Source organism: Paenibacillus sp. FSL K6-2862 (genome assembly GCF_038005125.1).
Classification (GTDB): Bacteria; Bacillota; Bacilli; order Paenibacillales; family Paenibacillaceae; genus Paenibacillus; species Paenibacillus illinoisensis_A.
The window spans coordinates 3,387,199-3,407,838 of the sequence record NZ_JBBOSN010000001.1; the positions used below are offsets into that span (position 1 = coordinate 3,387,199).

The following is a 20,640-nucleotide window of genomic DNA, read 5'->3' on the forward strand; positions in this document are numbered from 1 at the left end:
CGATCGCATGAATCAGCTGCTGATTTCTATTACTCTTCAATATTAGAGGGTTCTATCTTGTGCCACTTCTGCAAAAGTAATACTGGAGGGATATACACAGGCATGATCCACTGGTACATTAACGCTTTGGTTAAATCCCCCAACCAGAATCGCCCCTGGTCATCCAACTGCATTTTGTAAGCACCACTTGCCATAGAATAACCTTTGCTTATCAGTTCGCGAGCTTCATCGTAGCTAAATTCTTCTCCCTTATTCTGCTCAATTTGTTCTAAGACAGATTCATATGCTATTCGTTGTACCAGCTCTTCTCCCTCTGTCTTCTCAAGATCATATACTACTGAAAAATCCAACCCTTTCAGCTTATTTTTCTCCACCCAGTCTTTAAACTTGTCTGTAATAAATACTTCCACGGCAGCTGTTTCCTTAATTTTAAAAATATATGTATTTTCAGGTATTTTAGCTTTATTAAACACCAAATTTTCGAAACTCATCCACGATCCATCTTTAAATCTACGAATATCTGAACGATGATAATCCACACAATCCAGTACATTCGTAACATTTATCATAAATATATTTTTATCTTCATTACATAATGGTAGAAACTCTACTTTGTTTAGCAGAATGTGATCTTTCTCCATCATAAGCTTAACTCGCTCTGAAACAACGGGTTGACCAATAACATAATGAGGGAAATCGCTATAAACTCTTTTATAAAGAGTCTCTACATCAATTTTTATCCAACCTTCTAATTTTGATCCACCTTCAAATGAACTATTTATTGGATGAGATTCCTCTTCCACCGCTGCCAACAATTTAACATTAGGATGTTTAATTAGCTTAAAAACCTTCAAATTGTCCTCTCCTTACCTAGATAATACAACACAAACAATTATTATGTTAAGCTAACCTACCCGTAGTTGAATTAAAGCAGATGATCAAAGGGATCAGCTGCTTACTTGGCGTGATTACGCTATTTTTAATAACCTGCTATACATCCTTCTTGCGACGCACAAAGCTAAATCTATATTAACATACAGAATCCAACTTTATAGGGAGGTTTCGTTAACCTTCTAACAAATCCACTTCTGACCTTACTCCTCACTATCTTTCTGTTCAATTACAATTTGCCAGCCATTAGCTTTACCTGTTAAATATCCTTGCTCATAGAAATCTATTCCTTCAGAAGTGATGCTTACCGCAACCATTTCAGGTTTTTTTTCGACGGGTTGTGCGATTATATATCCTTTATCCAATAGATAAGATATTGCTCTATGCTTCTCTAAATGTTCTGTTTGATAGAATCTATCTCTTTCCACAAGCACAGCAGAATTTTTAGTAAACCAAGCTGTATATAATTCTTCTGTTATGTCATACCTCTCCTGTATCCTTTCCTTAATTTGGATCTCTCGTTTATTAAACATGCACACAACCTCCATTAATGAGATCAGGGAGCCTTTAATTGGGCTCCCTGGATAGCGGTGAATCGTACCAAATTGTTATTGGGCTAACTTTTCCTGTTAGTTTGATCCTGCTCGTTGAAGCTATTCCAGCTTAAATACAATCTTTGTTCCCGTCTCCTTGTCACTGAATGGCTTAATATATTCTATGAACGTTAATTCAAGTCCTGAAGTTTTATCGGGTAGTGGCGGAGATATTACATAATTGGTTGAAGCATGACCTGCGTGGCTGCCACCATGAATCATACGGCAATCATATTGTTCTCCAATTTGCAATTCAAAATGGCTGCGAGGCTTAGAGATGGAGGATACCTCTGACACATTCACATCCCAATCGATACTAAAAGTCACTACACTTGCTTTACTGTACTGCCTGATTGAATTTATAGTATAGAAAAAGCTTCCTTCTTCGACTGACTTTAGAACAGGTATATGTTTTCTAAAGTCTGATGGTTCAATTATTGGCTTATAAAACTCTTCACTTCTAAAAGTTCCGAAAACAGCTTTCAGAAAGTCCTCGTAAAGTTCAAAAGTTTCAGCCCATACAGAGATATATTCAAATGGCGGGAAACCAGGATTGTTGTTTGAAATCTGCTTCCGAAGTTTCAACATCTCACAAATTTGCTCGTCAATTTTAGAAATCCGTTCGTCATAGTGCTCCGTTGGTCGTTCAAAAGGCATTCGTTTCAAACTTTGATCTCCCCTTTACCTTGCTTTGTTATCGACTTCTCCCAGAGGTTATTCTCCAACTTCACTAAACTATCCTGCCCGTTAGTTTAATGATAAATGGAGCGGTCGCCATCAGACAAATCTTAGCTAACCGTCATTGTCAGCAGAGATTCCCTAAAACAACATCAAACCTCGTATAGATACGAATAAAGCAAATCCAAATACGATCATCATTAACCAGCCTTGGCGCTTTTTACTTTTCTTAAATTCTTGCAGCCCCATCACTAATATTGATAACCCTAAAGCTAAAATCATAAATGGTTGAAAATCAAAGTTGTTTGATATTAATCCATAACCCGCTATTGCTACTGCTACAATTAGAAATAATATCCGCAAAAATACTAACAAAACTTTTACCCCCTTTATGGAACCGCTCATTTTTCGCTACCGTAGTTGCAAGCTCTCTCCTGAAATTTACTTTAGTCCTCCTTTATTTGAAACTTAAATACATCGGAATAATACCATATACTGGTACTAACCTGCCCGTTAGCTTAATGAATTAATGAGTAAAATAATGATTAGATATACGCCTAATCGGCAATAGGAACATGTTCTTGTCCCTAATAATGAAAATTCAGCTCAAATTACGATATTGATGTTTTCAACCCTTGATACAAAAGCACATTCATCATTCTCCCCTTTTCCTTGCTAATGTGCTTATCAAAGAGCTTGTTGTATCTATTTCAAATAGGATTGCAATTCCAGTGGAAGTACTTCCGAGCGTTGGATCTGCTCTCTTGTTCACAATCCAGGTTTAGCCTGTTAATCGCTCAAAAGAGAGTCGCTACCCACACTTAGATATTTATCTAATCGGAAATGGGTACATGGTTCTTGTCAAGACACTACGTATAAAGTATTTCAGTTCAACAAGCGAATCAACGTTGGTTTCATTACAATTGTAACTATGAAGCCCTTCCTCCTATTGTCATAATGTTGTTAAGTACTCAAACAAAGGAGGTTTTCGGATGAATATCGCTACAATGAGCAATATCATTAAACGCTATGGGAATCACATTGTCCTTGACCACGTAAATATAGAGATCAGGCAAGGTGAAATTTTAGGTTTACTTGGACCCAACGGGGCAGGCAAAACTACAGTAATCCATGCATTATCCGGTTTAATTGGCATCGATTCCGGGAACATAGAGCTGTTTGGTGAACGGCAAAGCGGTTCTATGCTGGAGGCTAAACGAAATATAGGACTGGTCACGCAAGACATTACCATATTTGAAGATCTTACCGCGAAAGAAAATCTCGCGTTTTTCGGTGGGATTTATGGGTTGAGTGGCGCTGTTTTGAAACGGCGAATCGTTGAAACACTTCACTTTGTCGGGCTAATGGATCAAGCCAATAAACGCCCTACTAAATTTTCCGGGGGAATGAAACGGAGACTGAATATCGCCTGCTCTATTATTCACAGGCCCAAGCTCCTAATCATGGATGAACCTACGGTCGGCATTGATCCCCAAACCAGGAACCACATCCTCGAATCGGTACTCGAGTTGCAAAAAATGGGAACGACAATCCTTTACACGACCCATTACATGGAAGAAGTACAATTTCTTGCGTCCCGCATTGTGATTATGGATCAGGGCCACGTGATTGCACAAGGTACCATTGATGAGTTAGTTAAAAACATCCGCCATGAGGAGAAAATCATGCTCGAAGTTGTGGAGTTGACTGAAGCTCTATTAGATGACATCAAACAGCTAGATGGAGTCAAACATGTGACTTTGTTAGGAACAACGATTCAGATCACCTTACAGGCAGGGACGGGAAATCTGGATCGAATCCTGTCCTTGGCGAAAGGTGCGGGAGGTGTTATTAACATTCATGCGCAGAAACCTACACTTGAGGATGTATTGCTTACCCTTACAGGTAAGCAATTACGTGACACGGAGGGAATATAATATGCTTATATTCAGGATGACGTCTTTCTCCTTATTGCGCCTGATACGTGAACCCATCGGACAATTACTTCTGGTGATCCTGCCGCTGGTTATTATCTCCGTGCTGGGTCTCGTTATTGGTCCCTATCAAGGCATGGAAGGAGTTCCTCCGCTGGACTTAACTGCGATTACGACCATTATGGGTGTTCAGTTCTTTGGCGGGACCTATCTAATGAGTTATTTAGACAGCGATTTGCTGAAGACTCGAAGATGGAGAATCTATTCACTGCCCATCAACGTGACGGTCTATTCCAGTTCTCTTATTCTTGCCTGCACACTCTTCAGTACCTTACAAGGATTAGTTATGGTGCTGTTCACTTCATTGGTATTCGGTGTAGCTTGGGGTTCATTTGGCTGGGTCTTGATGGTATTTTTTATTTTTTCAATTTTTGCACAGTCCGTACATCTATTGCTGACATTAGCCGTCAATAACATAAAATTAGCCGAAAGATTTTCTGAAATTATCGGACTCGGATTCTTAATCTTGACCGGATTAATGTTTCCTCTTCCTAATCATCCTTTCTTTCATTTCATGTCATCTTATGGAAACCCGATATCTCTCGGAAAGATGGCAGTCATGGAGATACTTGAAGAGGACGGCCAAGGAATAGCGTACCTTGGCATTACAATATAATTAGCCTTCACGTTAATATGTATGGTGATCAGCGCATGGCTCGGGAGGAGGAAGCTCGCTTGACGATATTTAACTTTGCGCTTATTCGAAGTATCCGTAGCTTGCCCAATCTCATCCTGTTATTAGGTGTTTCCTTAGCCCTCGTTTTCCTTCCAGTAGACGGTTGGCATGCATTACCCCTAGGATATCACTTCAATGGAATTTTACTATTATTTTCTGCCTCCAAACTCGTTCATATGATTATGGAGGATAGGAAGAATAAAATTATGACTCGGATTGGTGCTGCGCCAGTGACCCATTTCAACTATTTGTCACAGAATCTACTGGCCTTTGCTTTGCTACTTATAGGACAAAGCGCTGTGATAACGTTCGGTGCCTGGTTGCTGCATGGTAATGTTTTTAGCAGTATGATTCAATTATTTACTGTTTTCAGTATTTTCAGTGTTTTCTCGGTCACCGCTATAAGTTTCTCCCTTGCTTGGTGTTCCTTGTTCCGTCAGCCTGAATCTTCTACAGCCGCCATGCTCGGAATCGTCATGGTGTTGGCCCTGCTTGGAGGAACTTTATTACCCATTCAGGCTATGCCAACACCATTACAAAAAATCTCCATGACATCTCCTATCTATTGGCTCCATGAGGGAATCATGCTTGTTAAAGGCGGTAGCATATTTGCAGAACTACTCACTCCGCTCGGCATTCTCCTCCTATTTGCGATAGCTTTTATACTGATTGGCAGCAGAAGAAGACTGGCTTGAAGAATATGTTACGATAGGGGAGAACATAACCTTTGGAGGTCTTCATGAAAAGTTATACCGATTCGTGGTCCCCTAAAATAGCCATATTGATTTGGAGAATTTTTACGTTACTAATCCTATTCGTCCTTTGGTTTATGGGAAATGTGGAAACCGAAGGATTTACGCTGGTCTTTGTCTTAGTTACCCTGTCATTAGCCAGATGGCGGTTTTCCCTGCCTGCATGGACAACACTAGTCGATCAAATTCTATGCATGACGATCATTCCATTTTGGCCTGAAGCCAGATTCGGACTGGTTCTCCCGCTTTTTGAAACCATGCTTGCTGGTAAACCACTATTTTCTCTTCCAATTCTGGCTGCAGTTGTCATCGGCTATGTCCATCATGACTTCCCCCTTATTTTTATGTTCGTTCAAGCTTCATTTGCAGGATGGATCGTTTTATGTTGGTCGAAGCAGATACATCACTATCGATTGGAGGCAGATCAGGAGCGGTGCGAGCGCTATGAGTTGGAAATGTTGAAGAGTGATCTGTTAGTGGCCAATGTACAAACGGCTCAACTAGCCGAGCTCAGAGAGCGCCATCGCATCTCTCAGAAGCTGCATGATGAGGTTGGTCATGAATTAACAGCTGCTATCCTTGCCTTGCAAGCTTTTGAAACACTGTGGAGGGAAAATGACCCGCAAGCGAAAGATATGTTTGTCCAAGCAGAGGTACGTTTGTCGAACAGCGCCTTGGAACTGCGTCAAACGGTCCAAAATATGCAGCCTGTCCTAGCGACAGGTATCCGTAACTTAGAGGAGATCTGCCGTAATTTCAATGCTTTGCCTGTTGATCTTCAGATTTATGGAGATACATCCAGAATAGCTGCACACCTATGGGTCATCCTAAATTCCTGTTTGAAGGAAGCCTTGACTAATGCGGTTCGTCATTCCAAAGCTAATCATGTTGAGGTGTCCCTGGATGTAAGTGAACATATCGTGCGGTTGATTGTCCTGAATGATGGTGTATTAGATTCAGCCAAGCTGCCTGGGACAGGACTTCGCAATCTAAGACAAAGGATCCAGGCTGTAGGTGGCAGTCTATCCACCAACATTTCCAGCGGCTTTCAATTGATCTGTGTACTACCTATGGGAAAGGAATGGATTGATGAAAATACTTATCGTGGATGATGATCCATTAGTATGCCAGAGTCTACGGCTGCTTCTCTCCAGGGAACCCGATATGGAAGTGATTGCAACCGCTAATGACGGTACTGCAGCCATTGAATGCTGTGAGAGGACCCCGCCAGATATCATACTTATGGATATTCGGATGCCTGGTGTGGACGGAATCCAAGCGACGAGGCAAATAAAGCAGAACTGGCCCAAAGTGCGAATAATGATGCTGACCACATTTCAAGATGAGCATAATATCCGTATGGCATTACTAGCTGGCGCCGAAGGCTACATGCTGAAATCCACGAAGGTTTCCAGTATGGCTCAGCAACTGCGTGCCTTGTCTTCTGGTAGTTCCGTAGTGGATGTTAATGTGCTGAAAACCTTGATGCTGTCCGAAAAAAAGAATCGTTCCGACCTTACCCCAAGAGAAAACGACATCTTGGAGTTGGTAGCCTTAGGCTGCTCGAATCGAGAGATTGCAGAGCAATTGTTTATAAGCGAGGGAACCCTGCGCAACACTCTATCGATCATACTTGATAAGCTGGAGCTTCGAGATAGGACTCAGTTGGCTATTTATTATTGGAAGCGATCGTTGTAATATTATTCTCTATCCTAAAGATAGATCACTCTAATTCCAGATTAATTCCACATCTCCTTCAAATCTAATTTCCATAATAAACGTAAATTATTGTCAAAACGGATAATCTCCTCCTATAGGGATCACAACCGTCATAATTAGCGTAGCAACATTTAAAGCCTTCTGATAGAGCTATTAAATCTATTTTGCTCAAGTGGGAATTTCACTCCATGCATATACGTTTCTCGTTAGTATAATAAGAACTAAACGGATGTAAAAGAAGATTAATCAATTTATATTGATGATTAAGATAGTTTTATTCTCAGAATGAAAGGAGTAGTAAGGTGCGTGACAATGTTAATAGAATTGATAGCTCTTCAAGAGTCATATATGCATCACCGAAGGCAATCTTTAGTGCTTTTTTAAGACCACGAATCGTAAGATAAGTCTACTTAGTTTTTCTAGAGTAAATCATGCAACTTCATCCTCAAAGAGACCCTCAATGAATCGTTTATGTAGTGGGTGCTTATACTCAAGTATTCCAGTTTTGTTGTACGTGCTCAACTGGCTAAAGCGATAAAAGAAAAAGTCGCTATAATAGCGACTTGTCTCTCCAGTGAGTCCTGATTCTCCAGTAACTCCGGTGGCTCCGGTCGAGCCAATGCTTACTAACAATGTAAATTCTGGAGATGTGCCTGGTGTTCCTAAAGGGTCGGCAGTATCGACAACATAGGAACTACCTTCATAAGTAACAACTTGACCAGGTACATATGAACTAGCATTGAAAGGATTGAACGGTTCAGTGTTCGGTAACCCCAGCGGTCCTGGTGGTTCTGGAGGACCCGTATTCCTGGCGTCCTTGAGAACCAGCTGGTCCCTCATTACCTTGTGCCCCGGCTAGACAGCTGAACTTGTGCCACTAATCCCCACAGACGCGATGACAAGAGCCACGTTGGTAGACCTGATTTCACCAACTAGATGATCCTTATTAAGAGGTGAGATGCTTAGAAGAAGCGTAATTTGCATTAGTTCGGCTAGTAAATATTGTAAACTGATTGATGTATTGAGCCTAGGAAAGGGGCCAACCTCTAATCCAGTGATGGCAAGCTCGAGAACGGATTGCAATTCCGCTTTAACAGCAACCGGAAACACTGACGTATATGTGAATAGAAGTAATTCCTTCAAAATCCCCTGTAGAGCGCCAATATTAAAAGGTGTTGGTTTCGAGATAGCAGCAGGTGCTGTCTTCGAAAATAAAATTAATAAATCTTTTAAACGCTCCAATTCCTTGAATGGAATAGAAATCTCTATAAAATCCCCTTTCGATAATTTTAATTTACTCCCTCTTACTGGCAAAGAACGAAGTAGACGATCTCGTTTTTTTTCTTGGACACATTATTCACCTCAACCCATTTTATGACTTTAAGATGAACAATATTTTCTTAAAGCTAAGGACTGCCTGTAAATAACCAGGCATCGAAAAAAGGAGTTATTTCATATCGCTAACTACTCCTTTCATTAAACTAACGTACCCGTTTAGTTCAATAAAACAAAGAAGCAGCTGACCAATGATCGGCTGCTTCTTTGTTTTATTGGGCTATCGTTTCCCGTTAGCTTAATCTTGTATCTCGTCGGAACGTCATTTGAACTGTTTCTGGCTGCTCTTATTTCATCACTGTCATTTCCAAAATAGAATTAGCCTCCAATTATTTGAACCTTGGATTGGTAGCATGTGGACGTTCGCGTACAAAAAGTTGTCATGGTACTTTTGACGAAGAGTACTCATCATTTGACGAATTATTTCAATGATCAACGCCTGCAGGATTTACGAGCATTGCGTTGTGTACTGACAGGGTTTCTTCGCCTGAAGCTGAAGTTCTGATTAGCGAAGAAGTTAACCCAAGCGCTAAAACGATTGTCAAAATTAGCTTTATCAAATGGAAGCAACTCATAGTTGGGATATTTTATTTTTCTCAAAATGAGGAGTTTAATACGGTCTTGAACTAAACTGTCCATTACATGAACAAAGGCAACCAATCATGTAGATCGGCTGCCTCCTTGGTTTTATTGAGCTATCATTTCCCGTTATTGATAACTTATGGGTGCTGTTTGCTTCAATATTCCCCTTTTATCACAAAGAACGTACCTCGAATTGTCCCAGCCAGTTTGGACTTCTGTCTAGCAAATTTAAACTTCTTTTCTTCCAGCTCTTGAGGCACTTCCATCCCCTCTGAAAGCTTAAAACCAACGGCCCGCTTTTTGGGGTTATCCAATGTATACATGATGTTGACCGCCAGACCATCTTCATAAAAGACGTAGGCCCATCTAATATTATCCACTTGAAAGTGAGATGTTTCCAATGGTTTGGCCGCAAACTCAATACCACGTTCTTCTTTCAAAATTCGGCTCACATACGCAAGCGTCTCCTGGCTCTCGCCGGCTGGTACGACCGTAAATTCATGCTTGTATTTGTTCATAAAGTAACGAGCTTCATTCGCTCGCATACCAGCAAGCGCTTCTGCTACTGGTGAAGATTCTAGACCAACTGTGGACACATTTTTAAAACCAACGATAGGGGACATCCTCGTTCCTCCTCTGATTTCATTTACTTCTCCACAACCGGAATCCACATTTCCCCATATACTAGGCCGTCTCGCTGCCCCATCTCAACCGTTGCATTGGGCCCGCCAACATAAGCAAAATCGTCTGCAGCTGGCAAGACTTGACCAAAGGCAATACCAGTCAGCCTATTACTCAACTCATCAGCCGTCTTTCCTTCCCCTTTGACGACGAGATATTGTCCTTTAGGGAATTGGATCACTCGGTGTTCTTCTGGTACCGATGCTTCGGTCATGACACCGGCATAATACATCATCTTGTGATTTATCGCTTCGTTCACAGCAAAAATGTAGTCGTTCGCAGCGACGGCCTTTAAAGCGTCAAGCCTTCCATCCTGCGCCACGGATTGCCAAAAGTCTTGCTTCTCCTTGTTCATACCTGCATAATCCGTGTAATCGCTCTTCAGCTCCGTGCCAATACCTAGAACGATAAAGCTGTCTTTTTTTTCAAGGGTATACACTGCCATGATTAACACTCCTTTTTCTGAAATGGATCAAATGAATTGTAATTCACTTGATACGTCTATAATAACTATAAATCATGTCAAAATGTGATACTGTTCATTGGAGCCATGCACGGCCCTGTGTTAATTTCCCTATCCATTACAATTTGCGGCTTTTCGGACGCAGCGCCCAGGAGGCAATGCTAAGCAAGGCATATAAAAGCGGAAGAATAATATGGAATCCGTAATCGCCGTAATCGTTAGCGAACGCATGGGATAGGGCAGCACCCGTCATGAGAAAAAAGAGACCACTATAAGCCCATTCCTTAAGCCGGGGGGAAACCTGGCATTACGATCACGATGACTCCAAGCAATTTCCAACCTCCAAGAATGTTCGTGACATATAAAGGGAAACCAATATCGGTCACCAGATCGACATTCCCCCCATATCGCATCAGTTGTCCGATACCGCTTAATGCAATGGAGAATGCGAGTACTATTGTGACAACCCAATAAGCGACCATCCTTCCAATAGGACGGTATTCTTCTTTCGCAATTTTTTCATTACCGATGATCGTACTCATTTTCATTCCTCCAATGATCTCGTTTATTTTGAATTGATCAAATGATTTGTTATTTCCCTTGATACGTTTATAATAGCTATAAATCATGTCAAAATATGATACTGTTTAGAGGGCCAAATGAAAAAAATTGAACGGATTAACATCATCATGCGGTACATCAATAACCGCGCTCAATTTACCATTTCTGAAATCATGCGAGAATTTAACATCTCTCGTTCAACTGCCATTAGAGATATCAGAGAAATTGAAGCAATGGGGATGCCTCTTGTCGCCGAGGTCGGGAGGGACGGGGGTTATTTTGTTATGAACAACTCTGTCCTGCCGACTGTCCGCTTTACCGATAATGAGATTAAAGCACTATTTATTGCCTTCATGGCCACAAAAAATCAACAACTCCCTTATCTCAAGAGTCGCCATTCTTTAGCGGAAAAATTACTCGGTCTTATCTCGGAAAGCCAGCAAGATGATCTCGTTCTGTTAAATCAAACCCTGTTGTTCGAAGGAACCAACCCCCACAATCCCGACCTGCTTGATCTGTCAGATCTGCCCCATCCTATGTTAGAACAATTGATCCAAACCATTCTTATGGACAGCTATTTAATGGTTTCCGTCGAGGAATCGAGGCAAATAAAGTCTTATCCCATCTATTTGTTGCACCTCTACCGCGAAAAGAGCTCTTGGCAAATTAAAGGCTTTGATCTCGAGGAGGAAAAGAGGCGGATTATTCCTGTCGACAATCTTACAGATGTCAAACCATACCCTAAGAAAAAAAGAATAAATAAGAAGAAGATTGTAGAACAACTAAACAAGCAGGAAGAAGCCATTAACCTTGTCCTAGAACTTGGTCCAAAATCGATTGCCCAATACAAAAAATACCATCCCTTAAAAATCTCAATTTCATACACAAACCCTTTTCAGACTACGGCTATTTTAAAGACTTTCATCAATGTTCATCATCCGGATGAGTTGGCCGAAATAACAAATTGGCTGCTTTTCCTAGGTCGAGATATTAAGGTCAGGGAAATGCCGATAGAGGTTGTGGAAAGTTTGCAGGAGAGTATAGCTTTATTAGGGAACTCTTGAGGATATAATTTTATTTGCATTTGCGATCTATTAGGGAGCCCCCACTATTCACGAACTTTGCAAATTACCTAGCCATACTTTCGTACCTGAATCGCAAGCCCACCAGCATTCCTCGGTACACTGCAAATGATCTCAAACTAACCTGCCCGTTAGTTTAATAAATTGAAGGACAAAATGACGATTAGATACACGCCTAATCGCCAATAGAAACATGTTCTTGTCCATTCCGACAATCGGTACAACTGCTGTGTTACCGGATACTTCATTACATAGAATGGTTCGATCTTTTCAGTCCATGTGACTGCTTTCTTAACACTTTCAGGGTTTGATAATGTGTAATCAGAACTAAGCCATTTATCCATATTTAAATAGTCACGGAATTCAATGCTTCCTCCCTTTATGGGCACACTCAAATTAATTAATTCCCTTAGAAGCCGCTCTCTGTCACTTTCGTACTTTGGAATTTTCATCATTCCCACATCTCAAAATCTCCTGATCTACTTAAATAGCAGATGAATTACCTTCTTTGTTCATCATTATTTAGCCATAAGAAAGTTGATCTCGTGTCCGTTTTACATAATTATTCTCCCATGCTAATTACTATTCTGCTCAATTAAGAGCATCTACCTGACTCTCCATCCCTTTTCCCCTCCAAATGGGATAAGTAAGTTCTATCCGTGCCTAACATCGCAAGATAACTAAATGCTTCGTATTGCTTCTTAGCCAATTTTATCCCCCGCCCTGTTAAGATCCCTTATATGGACTCTGTAGATGAAACATAGCCTTAGAAGTAAAAGTCAGATTTTTAGAAAGAACAACGGTTGGTGGCACTTCAAATCAATTTCTTCCTTCTAAATCGTAATTGTTTTCATTATTGTCTCACAAAAACAAAGCTTTTAGCATGAATTCGTACATAATTTAAGATAATTGACAATAAAAAGAAAATGAAGTACTTTGAGAATGAACAATTCATTCTTAAAACGGGAGGTGTTCACAGTAAGTTAATTAACGCGTTCGATTTAATTAGTTCAGGTGATTTCATTGTTAATTCGTTAATTCTTACATTGAGTTAATCTATACAAACTCGTTAATAAAGGGGAAATGACGACGTGAACACGGAACGTGCTATTGTTATTGGTGGAGGCATTGCCGGACTATTGGCAGCTAAAGTTCTGTCTAATTGTTATACTGAAGTTGTGGTTGTAGACCGAGATCACTTTTCTGAAGAACCTGAAAGTCGTTCTGGAACACCCCAAGCATTTCAGCCTCATCGTTTAACGCCGCGCTGCAGTTTGATCCTGAACCGTTTCTTCCCTGGACTGATGGATGAATTAATCAAAAAGGGTGCTTACTCTACTCGCGGGAAAACGACACATCTCCTCAGTCCTTATGGCAAAATGACTTCCGTCGAACATAGTCATAACGCATCTTTCAGTAGAGCTCTATTCGAATGGGTCATTCGCCAATATATTCAAGACATTCAAAATGTCAGTCTGCTCGGGTTGAATGAAGTCGTCCACCTTCATGCTTCTGAAGATCGTTCAAAAGTAACTGGCATTATAGTCCGAGAACGTATTTCAGGTGAACGCAAACAATATACGATGACGGCAGATCTTATCGTCGATACCAGTGGCCAATTCTCCAAGACTGTTCAGTGGCTCTCGGAGCTAGGATACGAAGTGCCTCAGTCAGAGCGATTAAAAATATCTCTCGGTTACAGCACTCGGCGTTATCGCATACCGGGTGGACGCAAAGAAGAGCTGGATGTCATCCGTTTAGAAGGAGATCCGCTCAAGACTACCCATGCAGCTGCGTTTTCGATCATAGAAAACGATATAGCTGAAATGGTACTTTGGAACTTAAATGGTCAGTATCCCTCCAACGATCCAGCATTATTTGAACAAGATATACGCCATCTGGGTTGTCCTTTATTAAATGAGGTCCTTGAAGGATTGGAGCCTATCGGACTACCTCGTGGTTTTCGGGTGTCTGAATTGTCCAGGCAACACTTTGAACAGATGCAGCAATGGCCAACTGGGTTACTTGTCATGGGAGATGCCTTCTGCCAACTTGATCCTGTTTATGGTCAAGGTATGACGCTTGCTGCAATGGAAGCGGAAATTTTAGAAACAAGCCTTCGACATCAGTTAATTCATCTTCAACCTAGCTTTGAGATCGATGTCCATCAAAAGATGCAAAATTGTATTGAAGTAGCATGGTGGTTAAATGTTGTTTCAGACCTTAGATGGAAAGGTGTAGAGTATGTCGGTACAAAGCCGATTCAAGGGTTGCAGTTTGCTCAGAACTATCTCGAGCATGTCCTTCAGGTGTCCACGGAGCAAACCAATTATGAGATATTTGGATTGTATTGGCTCGTTAACTCCCTATTCTTATCCCCTAGCGAACTGTTCAATGTGGAAATGGTGACAGCCTTGCTCGCTGCGGGAGGATCCGGAGAAGCTAAACAACGGTTAGATCACTGGATGAAGGAGTCAGATGAACCACTTGAGGAACGACTGGAACGTTTGCTTCCCTCATTCAAGGGAGCCACCTTTGCAACCATAGATCAACTTATGCCATCATAAGTCATTACTAAAAAAGGAGTGCCTAGCTGGTGACACCATTATCTAAGGAACAATTGAATACACGAAGAGAATCTCGAAAACAGCAAATCTTAGAGGCAGCCTTAAAGGTGTTTGCAGGCCATGGTTTACATGGAGCTAAAATGAGCATGATTGCTGAAGAAGCCAAGCTGAGTGCAGGGCAGCTTTACCGATTTTTCGAATCAAAGGAAGAACTATTTATCACCTTGATTCGGCAAGTAGCCGAGGAAACTACACTGGAGGTTATTTACGATATTCCTGGTTCTCCTTTCGAAAAAGTTCGAACCTTTATTGCAAGTATTTTAGAGGAGGAAAGTATACAATATCCTTTTAAGCTCATTCAACACGCCAATAATGATGAGAATGTGCCAAATGAAGCTAAACAATTACTCCACCAATTTTCCGTGAAGACCTTTATTGATCAACTTCTACCCCTGTTCGAAGAAGGACAACAGATTGGGGACTTCGCACCAGGAAATGCACACGAGCTCATTTCCGCTTTGTTGACCATGCTATCCGCATTAATCACGCTTAACATGCCAATGGATGATGATCACCATATGCCGAATGCGGATATGCTGATGCGAATTGTCGCGGGTCCACGAGTCCAAAAATGGTAAATGTAATACTACTGAACGTTTAACTATAGAAATAAAGGTAGCCGATCACGTAGATCGGCTGCCTTGAATTGCAGCTTAAACTAAAGTAAGTTATTTCATTTTTCGAGTTGTTCCATTTGAGAATCTAATAGACGAACTTACCAAGTTCTCCTATTTATTTTTTGGGTTATCTGATTTGAAGTTTATAAACCATGTTAATGTCTAGGTGGTTGAAACTGAGTGCGGTAGTCTCTTTCAATATTGTATTAAACTAACGTTTCCCGTTAGTTGAACAATATAACAGGCCAACAGCAAGTAAGTGAATACATATTGTTTTACAATCAAAACCGATTTCAAAAAACTAATAATTTGGCATCTATTACTGAGGTGCTTACGCCCAGAAAATTACACCCCGTAACCAAAGAAACGTACACAAAAACTAAACACAAAACAAAAAGATATTTACGCATCATAACCCCCTATAACACTTTTATAATATCATCTAACTAGTAGACCAGAAAGACGAATTATATATATCCTTCCGCTATCTTATGCTAACCTGCCCGTTAGTTGAACAAAAGCAACCAATCTCATTGATCAGTTGCTTTCTTGTTGTTATTGATCTAACGCTTCTTCGTTGGCTTAACGATTATAAGCATATAATCCTCGAAGAATTCCCTCCGGTTTTCAGTTGAAATAATGTAGTAACATGACCTCTTTTTTCACTGTCCACCATGAGTCGAAAATACCATTCGTAAAATCAGAAATGCGAAACCAGCGTATTTACTTCATTTTCAATCGATAAGATGTTCCCCCAGATCTTATCATTAAATACTCCATCTTCACTAATTAATTGACTCTGCTGCAATGATAGATCTTTATAGAGAGTAGATAGCTTTTTCAAAAGATCCATTTGTTGTCTTGAGAGTTCATTTTCTTTAAATGTTTCGTAAATATAGTCACTCGTATTCGGGCCATTTAATAGATGTTGATACTTCCTTTCAAGAGCAACATACAAGGCATCGGATTCGTAACCGTTAAGTGTCAGCAATGAACGAACAAATTCTGTTTCAAGTTTATTATTCTCTACCGCATAGGTCAACGTATCACTTATTCGCAATTGAGTTTGCCATATTACTCCGTTTAATAAATATAAAGTATGTGGGATATCGTTTTGTTTATCCTGGAATTTTTCTTGGACTACGTATGCTAAACCACAGATAACGATTAAAATGCTTAAGATATATATGATCTTTCTTTTCAAGTGAACACCCCGTAAAAAATTTTGGTTGAGTTAATGAAGTCGCTCTAATGAGAAAATACTGACTAAAACTCATGATTATAATATGTCTCAATTTTTGGCGTTACGAAGAACGTAAGTGATTTTCCAATATTACATAGGTATACTGTCTTAGCTTTAATAAACATTTTATTCGTCCCATCTGTTTGCTCCTCAAAGAAGAAGTGTGCCGCAGTACCTCCATCTAAGTCTGCGGAAGAGGTCATTCCTGCAGTTTTACCTGGAAGATCCGCTTTCTTGGCAATAGCGCCGTTCCCAGTAAGCCGTCATCACTTCTGTTCCATAGATATTATCTTCTGTGGCCTTAAGATACTCTTCTACAGAAGGTGTGTTACTCCATTACCTTGTATCGATCATAGAAGAGCCATCTCCCACCTGCGGTCTCTCTCTAGTGTATATATTGACGCCCAGAGTAGCATATTTTGTTGCTGGAAAACTACTTGGTGTGCCTGCAGCTGTTCCAGTTTTGCCTATCGCTTGAGTCATAAATGATGTTTTATAATTGAACGTACTCGACGAGTCTATTTTAAGAGTGTCGGCATTATCCACTCCTGACCCAAAAATGCTGTTGAAATTCGATGGTGTAGATGAAGCTACGTTTTGTTCATTAGCATTTTCCATATCAGAAACAATTTGATCTTTCAATTCCAAATAACTTGAGGGTACCTCTCCAAAAGCTAAGATGCCAACCCCGTTGTCACTTTGTAATGTTCCATAGGTCTCTGTAACATAAAATTCCTCGGTCTGAGGATCAATGAACAGAGTAATCACTGTATCAATATCTATGTTTTTTTCATTTTTAGCCTCAGCAATAACAAGACCAATATAAACAGTTTGATTATTTACGGTATATTTCGTTAGCTCTCCATCCATCAAAAATTTAAATTTTTCAATCGATTTAACTTTAATCTTACCTTCCCCAATAATATGTACTAAAGTTTCATCTATTTCATCAATAGAGAATTTAACTTTGCAGATCCGTCTGTTTTAGCCGAATTCTTGAAATCATCATTAAGAAAATGTTCATTACCTTCTTTTAGGGCATATAAGTATTCTTTTAGGCATATCTTTAGCACTCTCCAATATGTAAATTTAGCTTATTAAACTTATCACATATAAGTGTATGTTTTAATGTCCAACTATTGGTAAAAAAAAGCGCTCCACTTGGAACTAAAAGGCTCTAGTTTGATTTATCATTAAACTTAAGCATTGGATAAATAAGATTCTGTTCTTTAAGAGGAAGCCGTCAAAGTTCGACTATATAGTTAAACTGAATAGTCAACCACAAGGAGTTCTCGTTTGCAGCTAAAACAATCTGATATGTTGAGAGATTAACGGAGTATCCACACTAATAAAAAGATTAACACAAAAAAGCCGCTAAGTAGCGACTTTTTGTGGGACATGTTCTTGTCCTCGACAAAACTTATTCATGTTTAATTGAGTGAATTCTTGCAAATATGGCGAAATCCATTTCATAAGGTTTGTAATTATAAACTTTATCGCCATTCCTTACATGAGCCGAAGAACGAGTTTAAAATCATGCTATTTTGGCTCTATTGATGGCTTGTTGGATGATTTTCCGTCACTGGAATTTGGTTTTTTAGCATGCGATTGATGTCCCCTGCAAGGCGGAGGTAAAAGTCAGAAGATACGGCAACACCGTCGGCATCTAGCGACAGAAAATATTGATTGGATGGAATCATGGAGCTGTTCTCTGCCGCCTTAGCAACGGCAGTACCTTCATCGTATTCGTCAAACATCGCGATATATCCGGTATTGATACCAATACTCTTCAGATTGTAGGCTTGCCTCCACATGAAGTCACCATGCAAACGCGGTATTTGGTTTTTTGCACCACCGGTCATGTTGGACCAGGCAAAACCCGGCCAGATAACGGGCTGATAATCAATTCCATTCTGCTGGGTGAAGGACAGGTCAGGCTGAAGTAGATTCGTTTTGAAATTGTCGGCTTCCTGAATATTACCGAAGCGGCCAACGGACCAAGGCGAGACCATATCCAACGATTTGTAGACGTTTATAAAATCAGATCGGGAGTCATTGTTACCCGTTCTCCAATACGTAGGCACACCGCCGATGACATAGATCCCCTGGTTTTTAAACCAACCGATCAAATCGGCCGCCTCTGCTGCAGTACCCGGCCGATCAGTGAAACCAATCCCCCAGATGCAGACAACCAATTTTCCGTTCTGCTTCGCATAAGCCGAAGATGATGGCAGGTGCATGTTGTTCACGACATTGGTCGTCCAGTCATGCTTGACTGCCTGGACCCAATTGCTCGCATTCATTCCCGTAATGTCGTACATGACATAGAACTTGCGGTTATAGGATTCCGCAGCATTCTTAACCTTGACGGCTACGCTGTCCCGGTTGCTTTTCCAGTTGTTAGGTGTGTCACTCTCATCTGCGCCGAACCGTTGCAATGCTGCACCGTCGATATTGTAGGTCTGCATCCACTCAAAATGTTTGTTGACCGTCTCCTGATCGTATGAAGAGAACAATTTGGCAGGAGAACCATTGCCGAGGTTCGCCAAACTTGTCTGATACAGCTTGGAATATTCCCGAAGATCCGGATACAGTTCGAAATTCACATTGTTATTTGCTAATGGAGCACTGCTATTTTTGGCCCAATGCACCCAGGCTCCGTTCGGAGAACCGTCCCCGGCAGTGTTGAACCAGCCTTGATATCCCGCATACAATTTGCCTATGACATCGCCTCCGCTACCTGCGGTGGAAGCGCTGAACTTGAACCAGAGTATATTGAACAAATTTCCGGTTCCACCAGTGAATTTAAGGTAGACCGTGTGTACACCAGTGGCACCACTGATTGACCCGGACTTGGTTTGCCAGGATTGCCACCCACCCGTACCTGGAACAGCAACAGTTCCCGCGAGTGTTCCGTTTAAGCTATCCAGACGGACCTCAATTGAACCGCCACTGTTATTGCTTGCAACTCTCACGTCGATTGAATTGGCACCGCTACCAAAATCCACATTGTTGAATACAATGTAATCACCGTTGTCGATAAATGCGACATTTTGACCGCCCTCACTGGAACTTTCCAATTGGACGCCGGATTGACTGTTGTAACTGGAAGCCATCGTTTGATTAAAGGCGGAAGCTGCCGATACGATGGAAGGAGAGATAGACAAACACAACGTAAGAATCAATAATGCCGCACTTGCAAAAGCCAATGCCCTCTTGTTTTTTTGCATGAAATTTAGCATAATATCCCCCTATTCATTTTAGTTGCGTGTGAACTATCCCTGTTCTTCATCTGTCCATGAACGCTTCGGTACCCAGGATAGAACTTCTTTCGCCGTTCCATTACTGACAATAGCTTCTCGATTAGAGAAAGGTGTACGCAGATCTTTTACATTGGGATAAAAACTGGCCAGTAATTCTGTAGTTTTGCGATCACTTAACGTATCATCAGCGGTAACATTAACATGAATAGCCCCATCATAATCGGCATGCAGAGCAGCCAAACAAGCATCCACGGCATCCCTGATATCGATGTAGCTCCACAATATGTGCTTGAACGTTTCCGGCTTCGCAATAGCCAGATTTCTGTACTCTCCCTGGGCCACAATCATTGAAAAACGTAGGGAAATCACCTGCAACCCGCTTCTCCGATGAAACATCTCTGCTGTGACCTCATTAACGATTTTGGACAGACCGTAACATTCCTGCGGCTGTTGCGGATGCTGTTCATCCACGGGAAAATAATCAGGTGCGAAGAACTTGTTTGCCCAGGCAAACCCGTAGGATGATTCGCTGGAGCCCATGACCACCTTTTTTATACCGAGCAAAGCGGCCGCTTCCAGCACATGGTAGCCGGAGAGCGAGTTATTTGCAAAGATGTAGGTGTGCGGGTAGTGAAGCGGTGCAGGAATAGCTGCAAGATGGATGATTTCATCCACTCCGGCAAGTCCTCCCACGACTTGACCATAATCATTCAAATCAACAATGATCTGCTTGCAACGCACCCGGTCAGAGAGGTGTTTATCCAGCGATACGACATGATGACCCTGTAATTGCAGCTTCTCAATGACCTGTGAACCCAGCTTTCCGCCTCCGCCTGTAACTGCGATCGTCTTCATTTCTATATCTCTCCTGTCTGTTCTTGTC

At 41.1% G+C, this 20,640-nt stretch carries 20 protein-coding genes and 1 pseudogene; 8 read left to right on the forward strand and 13 right to left on the reverse strand.

All coding sequences use genetic code 11. The annotated features are described in order from the left end of the window. Positions 1-29: 29 nt before the first annotated feature. The 4 genes from MHB82_RS15355 to MHB82_RS15370 form a co-directional block, all read right to left on the reverse strand. Positions 30-854 carry an imm11 family protein gene (locus MHB82_RS15355; protein ID WP_341175165.1) on the reverse strand — a complete coding sequence of 275 codons (825 nt, stop codon included), beginning with the start codon at positions 852-854 and terminating at the stop codon, positions 30-32. Positions 855-1,094: 240 nt separating this feature from the next. Next, positions 1,095-1,424, reverse strand: a complete 330-nt coding sequence (locus tag MHB82_RS15360) for a hypothetical protein (protein ID WP_341175166.1) — start codon at positions 1,422-1,424, stop codon at positions 1,095-1,097. Positions 1,425-1,544: 120 nt separating this feature from the next. Further along, a complete protein-coding gene (locus MHB82_RS15365; RefSeq protein ID WP_341176639.1) occupies positions 1,545-2,141 on the reverse strand; it encodes a hypothetical protein in 597 nt (198 codons plus the stop codon). 162 nt (positions 2,142-2,303) lie between these two features. Further along, on the reverse strand, positions 2,304-2,537 hold the full coding sequence (locus MHB82_RS15370) for a DUF3953 domain-containing protein (protein ID WP_341175167.1): 234 nt from the start codon (positions 2,535-2,537) through the stop codon (positions 2,304-2,306). Positions 2,538-3,154: 617 nt separating this feature from the next. Here MHB82_RS15370 and MHB82_RS15375 point away from each other — a divergent pair. The 5 genes from MHB82_RS15375 to MHB82_RS15395 all read left to right on the forward strand — a co-directional run bounded on the left by MHB82_RS15375 (position 3,155) and on the right by MHB82_RS15395 (position 7,282). Next, on the forward strand, positions 3,155-4,099 hold the full coding sequence (locus tag MHB82_RS15375) for an ABC transporter ATP-binding protein (RefSeq protein WP_341175168.1): 945 nt from the start codon (positions 3,155-3,157) through the stop codon (positions 4,097-4,099). Between the two features lies 1 nt (position 4,100). Continuing rightward, a complete protein-coding gene (locus MHB82_RS15380) occupies positions 4,101-4,772 on the forward strand; it encodes an ABC transporter permease (protein WP_341175169.1) in 672 nt (223 codons plus the stop codon). Positions 4,773-4,831: 59 nt separating this feature from the next. Further along, entirely contained in the window at positions 4,832-5,527 is a 696-nt protein-coding gene (locus tag MHB82_RS15385; RefSeq protein WP_341175170.1) for an ABC transporter permease, read from the forward strand. 134 nt (positions 5,528-5,661) lie between these two features. Next, positions 5,662-6,696: a sensor histidine kinase gene (locus MHB82_RS15390; RefSeq protein WP_341175171.1), complete on the forward strand. Its 1,035-nt coding sequence runs from the start codon at positions 5,662-5,664 to the stop codon at positions 6,694-6,696. Next, complete coding sequence (locus MHB82_RS15395; protein WP_341175172.1) at positions 6,674-7,282, forward strand: response regulator transcription factor; 609 nt, start codon at positions 6,674-6,676, stop codon at positions 7,280-7,282. Before MHB82_RS15390 ends, MHB82_RS15395 begins: the two co-directional genes overlap by 23 nt. A gap of 450 nt (positions 7,283-7,732) precedes the next feature. Here the strand turns inward: MHB82_RS15395 and MHB82_RS15400 are convergent, their stop codons facing one another. The 5 genes and pseudogenes from MHB82_RS15400 to MHB82_RS15420 all read right to left on the reverse strand — a co-directional run bounded on the left by MHB82_RS15400 (position 7,733) and on the right by MHB82_RS15420 (position 10,906). Then, complete coding sequence (locus MHB82_RS15400; protein WP_341175173.1) at positions 7,733-8,143, reverse strand: hypothetical protein; 411 nt, start codon at positions 8,141-8,143, stop codon at positions 7,733-7,735. Positions 8,144-8,158: 15 nt separating this feature from the next. Next, positions 8,159-8,617, reverse strand: coding sequence for a collagen-like repeat preface domain-containing protein (locus MHB82_RS15405; protein WP_341175174.1), 459 nt, complete (start codon positions 8,615-8,617; stop codon positions 8,159-8,161). A 758-nt stretch (positions 8,618-9,375) separates the two neighbouring features. Continuing rightward, the gene (locus MHB82_RS15410) at positions 9,376-9,843 is read right to left on the reverse strand and encodes a phage tail protein (protein WP_175395035.1); all 468 of its coding nucleotides are present in this window, start codon (positions 9,841-9,843) and stop codon (positions 9,376-9,378) included. 23 nt (positions 9,844-9,866) lie between these two features. Then, positions 9,867-10,346, reverse strand: a complete 480-nt coding sequence (locus MHB82_RS15415; RefSeq protein ID WP_341175175.1) for a GyrI-like domain-containing protein — start codon at positions 10,344-10,346, stop codon at positions 9,867-9,869. Between the two features lie 136 nt (positions 10,347-10,482). After that, a pseudogene (locus tag MHB82_RS15420) lies at positions 10,483-10,906 on the reverse strand (DoxX family protein). Positions 10,907-11,023: 117 nt separating this feature from the next. Here MHB82_RS15420 and MHB82_RS15425 point away from each other — a divergent pair. The 3 genes from MHB82_RS15425 (at position 11,024) to MHB82_RS15435 (ending at position 15,212) form a co-directional block, all read left to right on the forward strand. Next, positions 11,024-11,989 (forward strand): helix-turn-helix transcriptional regulator, encoded by a 966-nt coding sequence (locus MHB82_RS15425; RefSeq protein WP_341175176.1) that lies wholly within the window; start codon positions 11,024-11,026, stop codon positions 11,987-11,989. A 1,109-nt stretch (positions 11,990-13,098) separates the two neighbouring features. Then, entirely contained in the window at positions 13,099-14,574 is a 1,476-nt protein-coding gene (locus MHB82_RS15430; RefSeq protein WP_341175177.1) for an NAD(P)/FAD-dependent oxidoreductase, read from the forward strand. A 53-nt stretch (positions 14,575-14,627) separates the two neighbouring features. Then, complete coding sequence (locus tag MHB82_RS15435) at positions 14,628-15,212, forward strand: TetR/AcrR family transcriptional regulator (RefSeq protein ID WP_341175178.1); 585 nt, start codon at positions 14,628-14,630, stop codon at positions 15,210-15,212. A 739-nt stretch (positions 15,213-15,951) separates the two neighbouring features. Here MHB82_RS15435 and MHB82_RS15440 read toward each other — a convergent pair. From MHB82_RS15440 to MHB82_RS15455, 4 genes are all read right to left on the reverse strand, one after another. Next, positions 15,952-16,455, reverse strand: a complete 504-nt coding sequence (locus MHB82_RS15440; RefSeq protein ID WP_341175179.1) for a hypothetical protein — start codon at positions 16,453-16,455, stop codon at positions 15,952-15,954. 375 nt (positions 16,456-16,830) lie between these two features. Then, positions 16,831-17,364: a hypothetical protein gene (locus tag MHB82_RS15445; protein ID WP_341175180.1), complete on the reverse strand. Its 534-nt coding sequence runs from the start codon at positions 17,362-17,364 to the stop codon at positions 16,831-16,833. 680 nt (positions 17,365-18,044) lie between these two features. Next, positions 18,045-19,724, reverse strand: coding sequence for a carbohydrate-binding protein (locus tag MHB82_RS15450; protein ID WP_341175181.1), 1,680 nt, complete (start codon positions 19,722-19,724; stop codon positions 18,045-18,047). Between the two features lie 45 nt (positions 19,725-19,769). After that, positions 19,770-20,612 (reverse strand): NAD-dependent epimerase/dehydratase family protein, encoded by an 843-nt coding sequence (locus MHB82_RS15455; RefSeq protein ID WP_341175182.1) that lies wholly within the window; start codon positions 20,610-20,612, stop codon positions 19,770-19,772. Positions 20,613-20,640 lie beyond the last annotated feature (28 nt).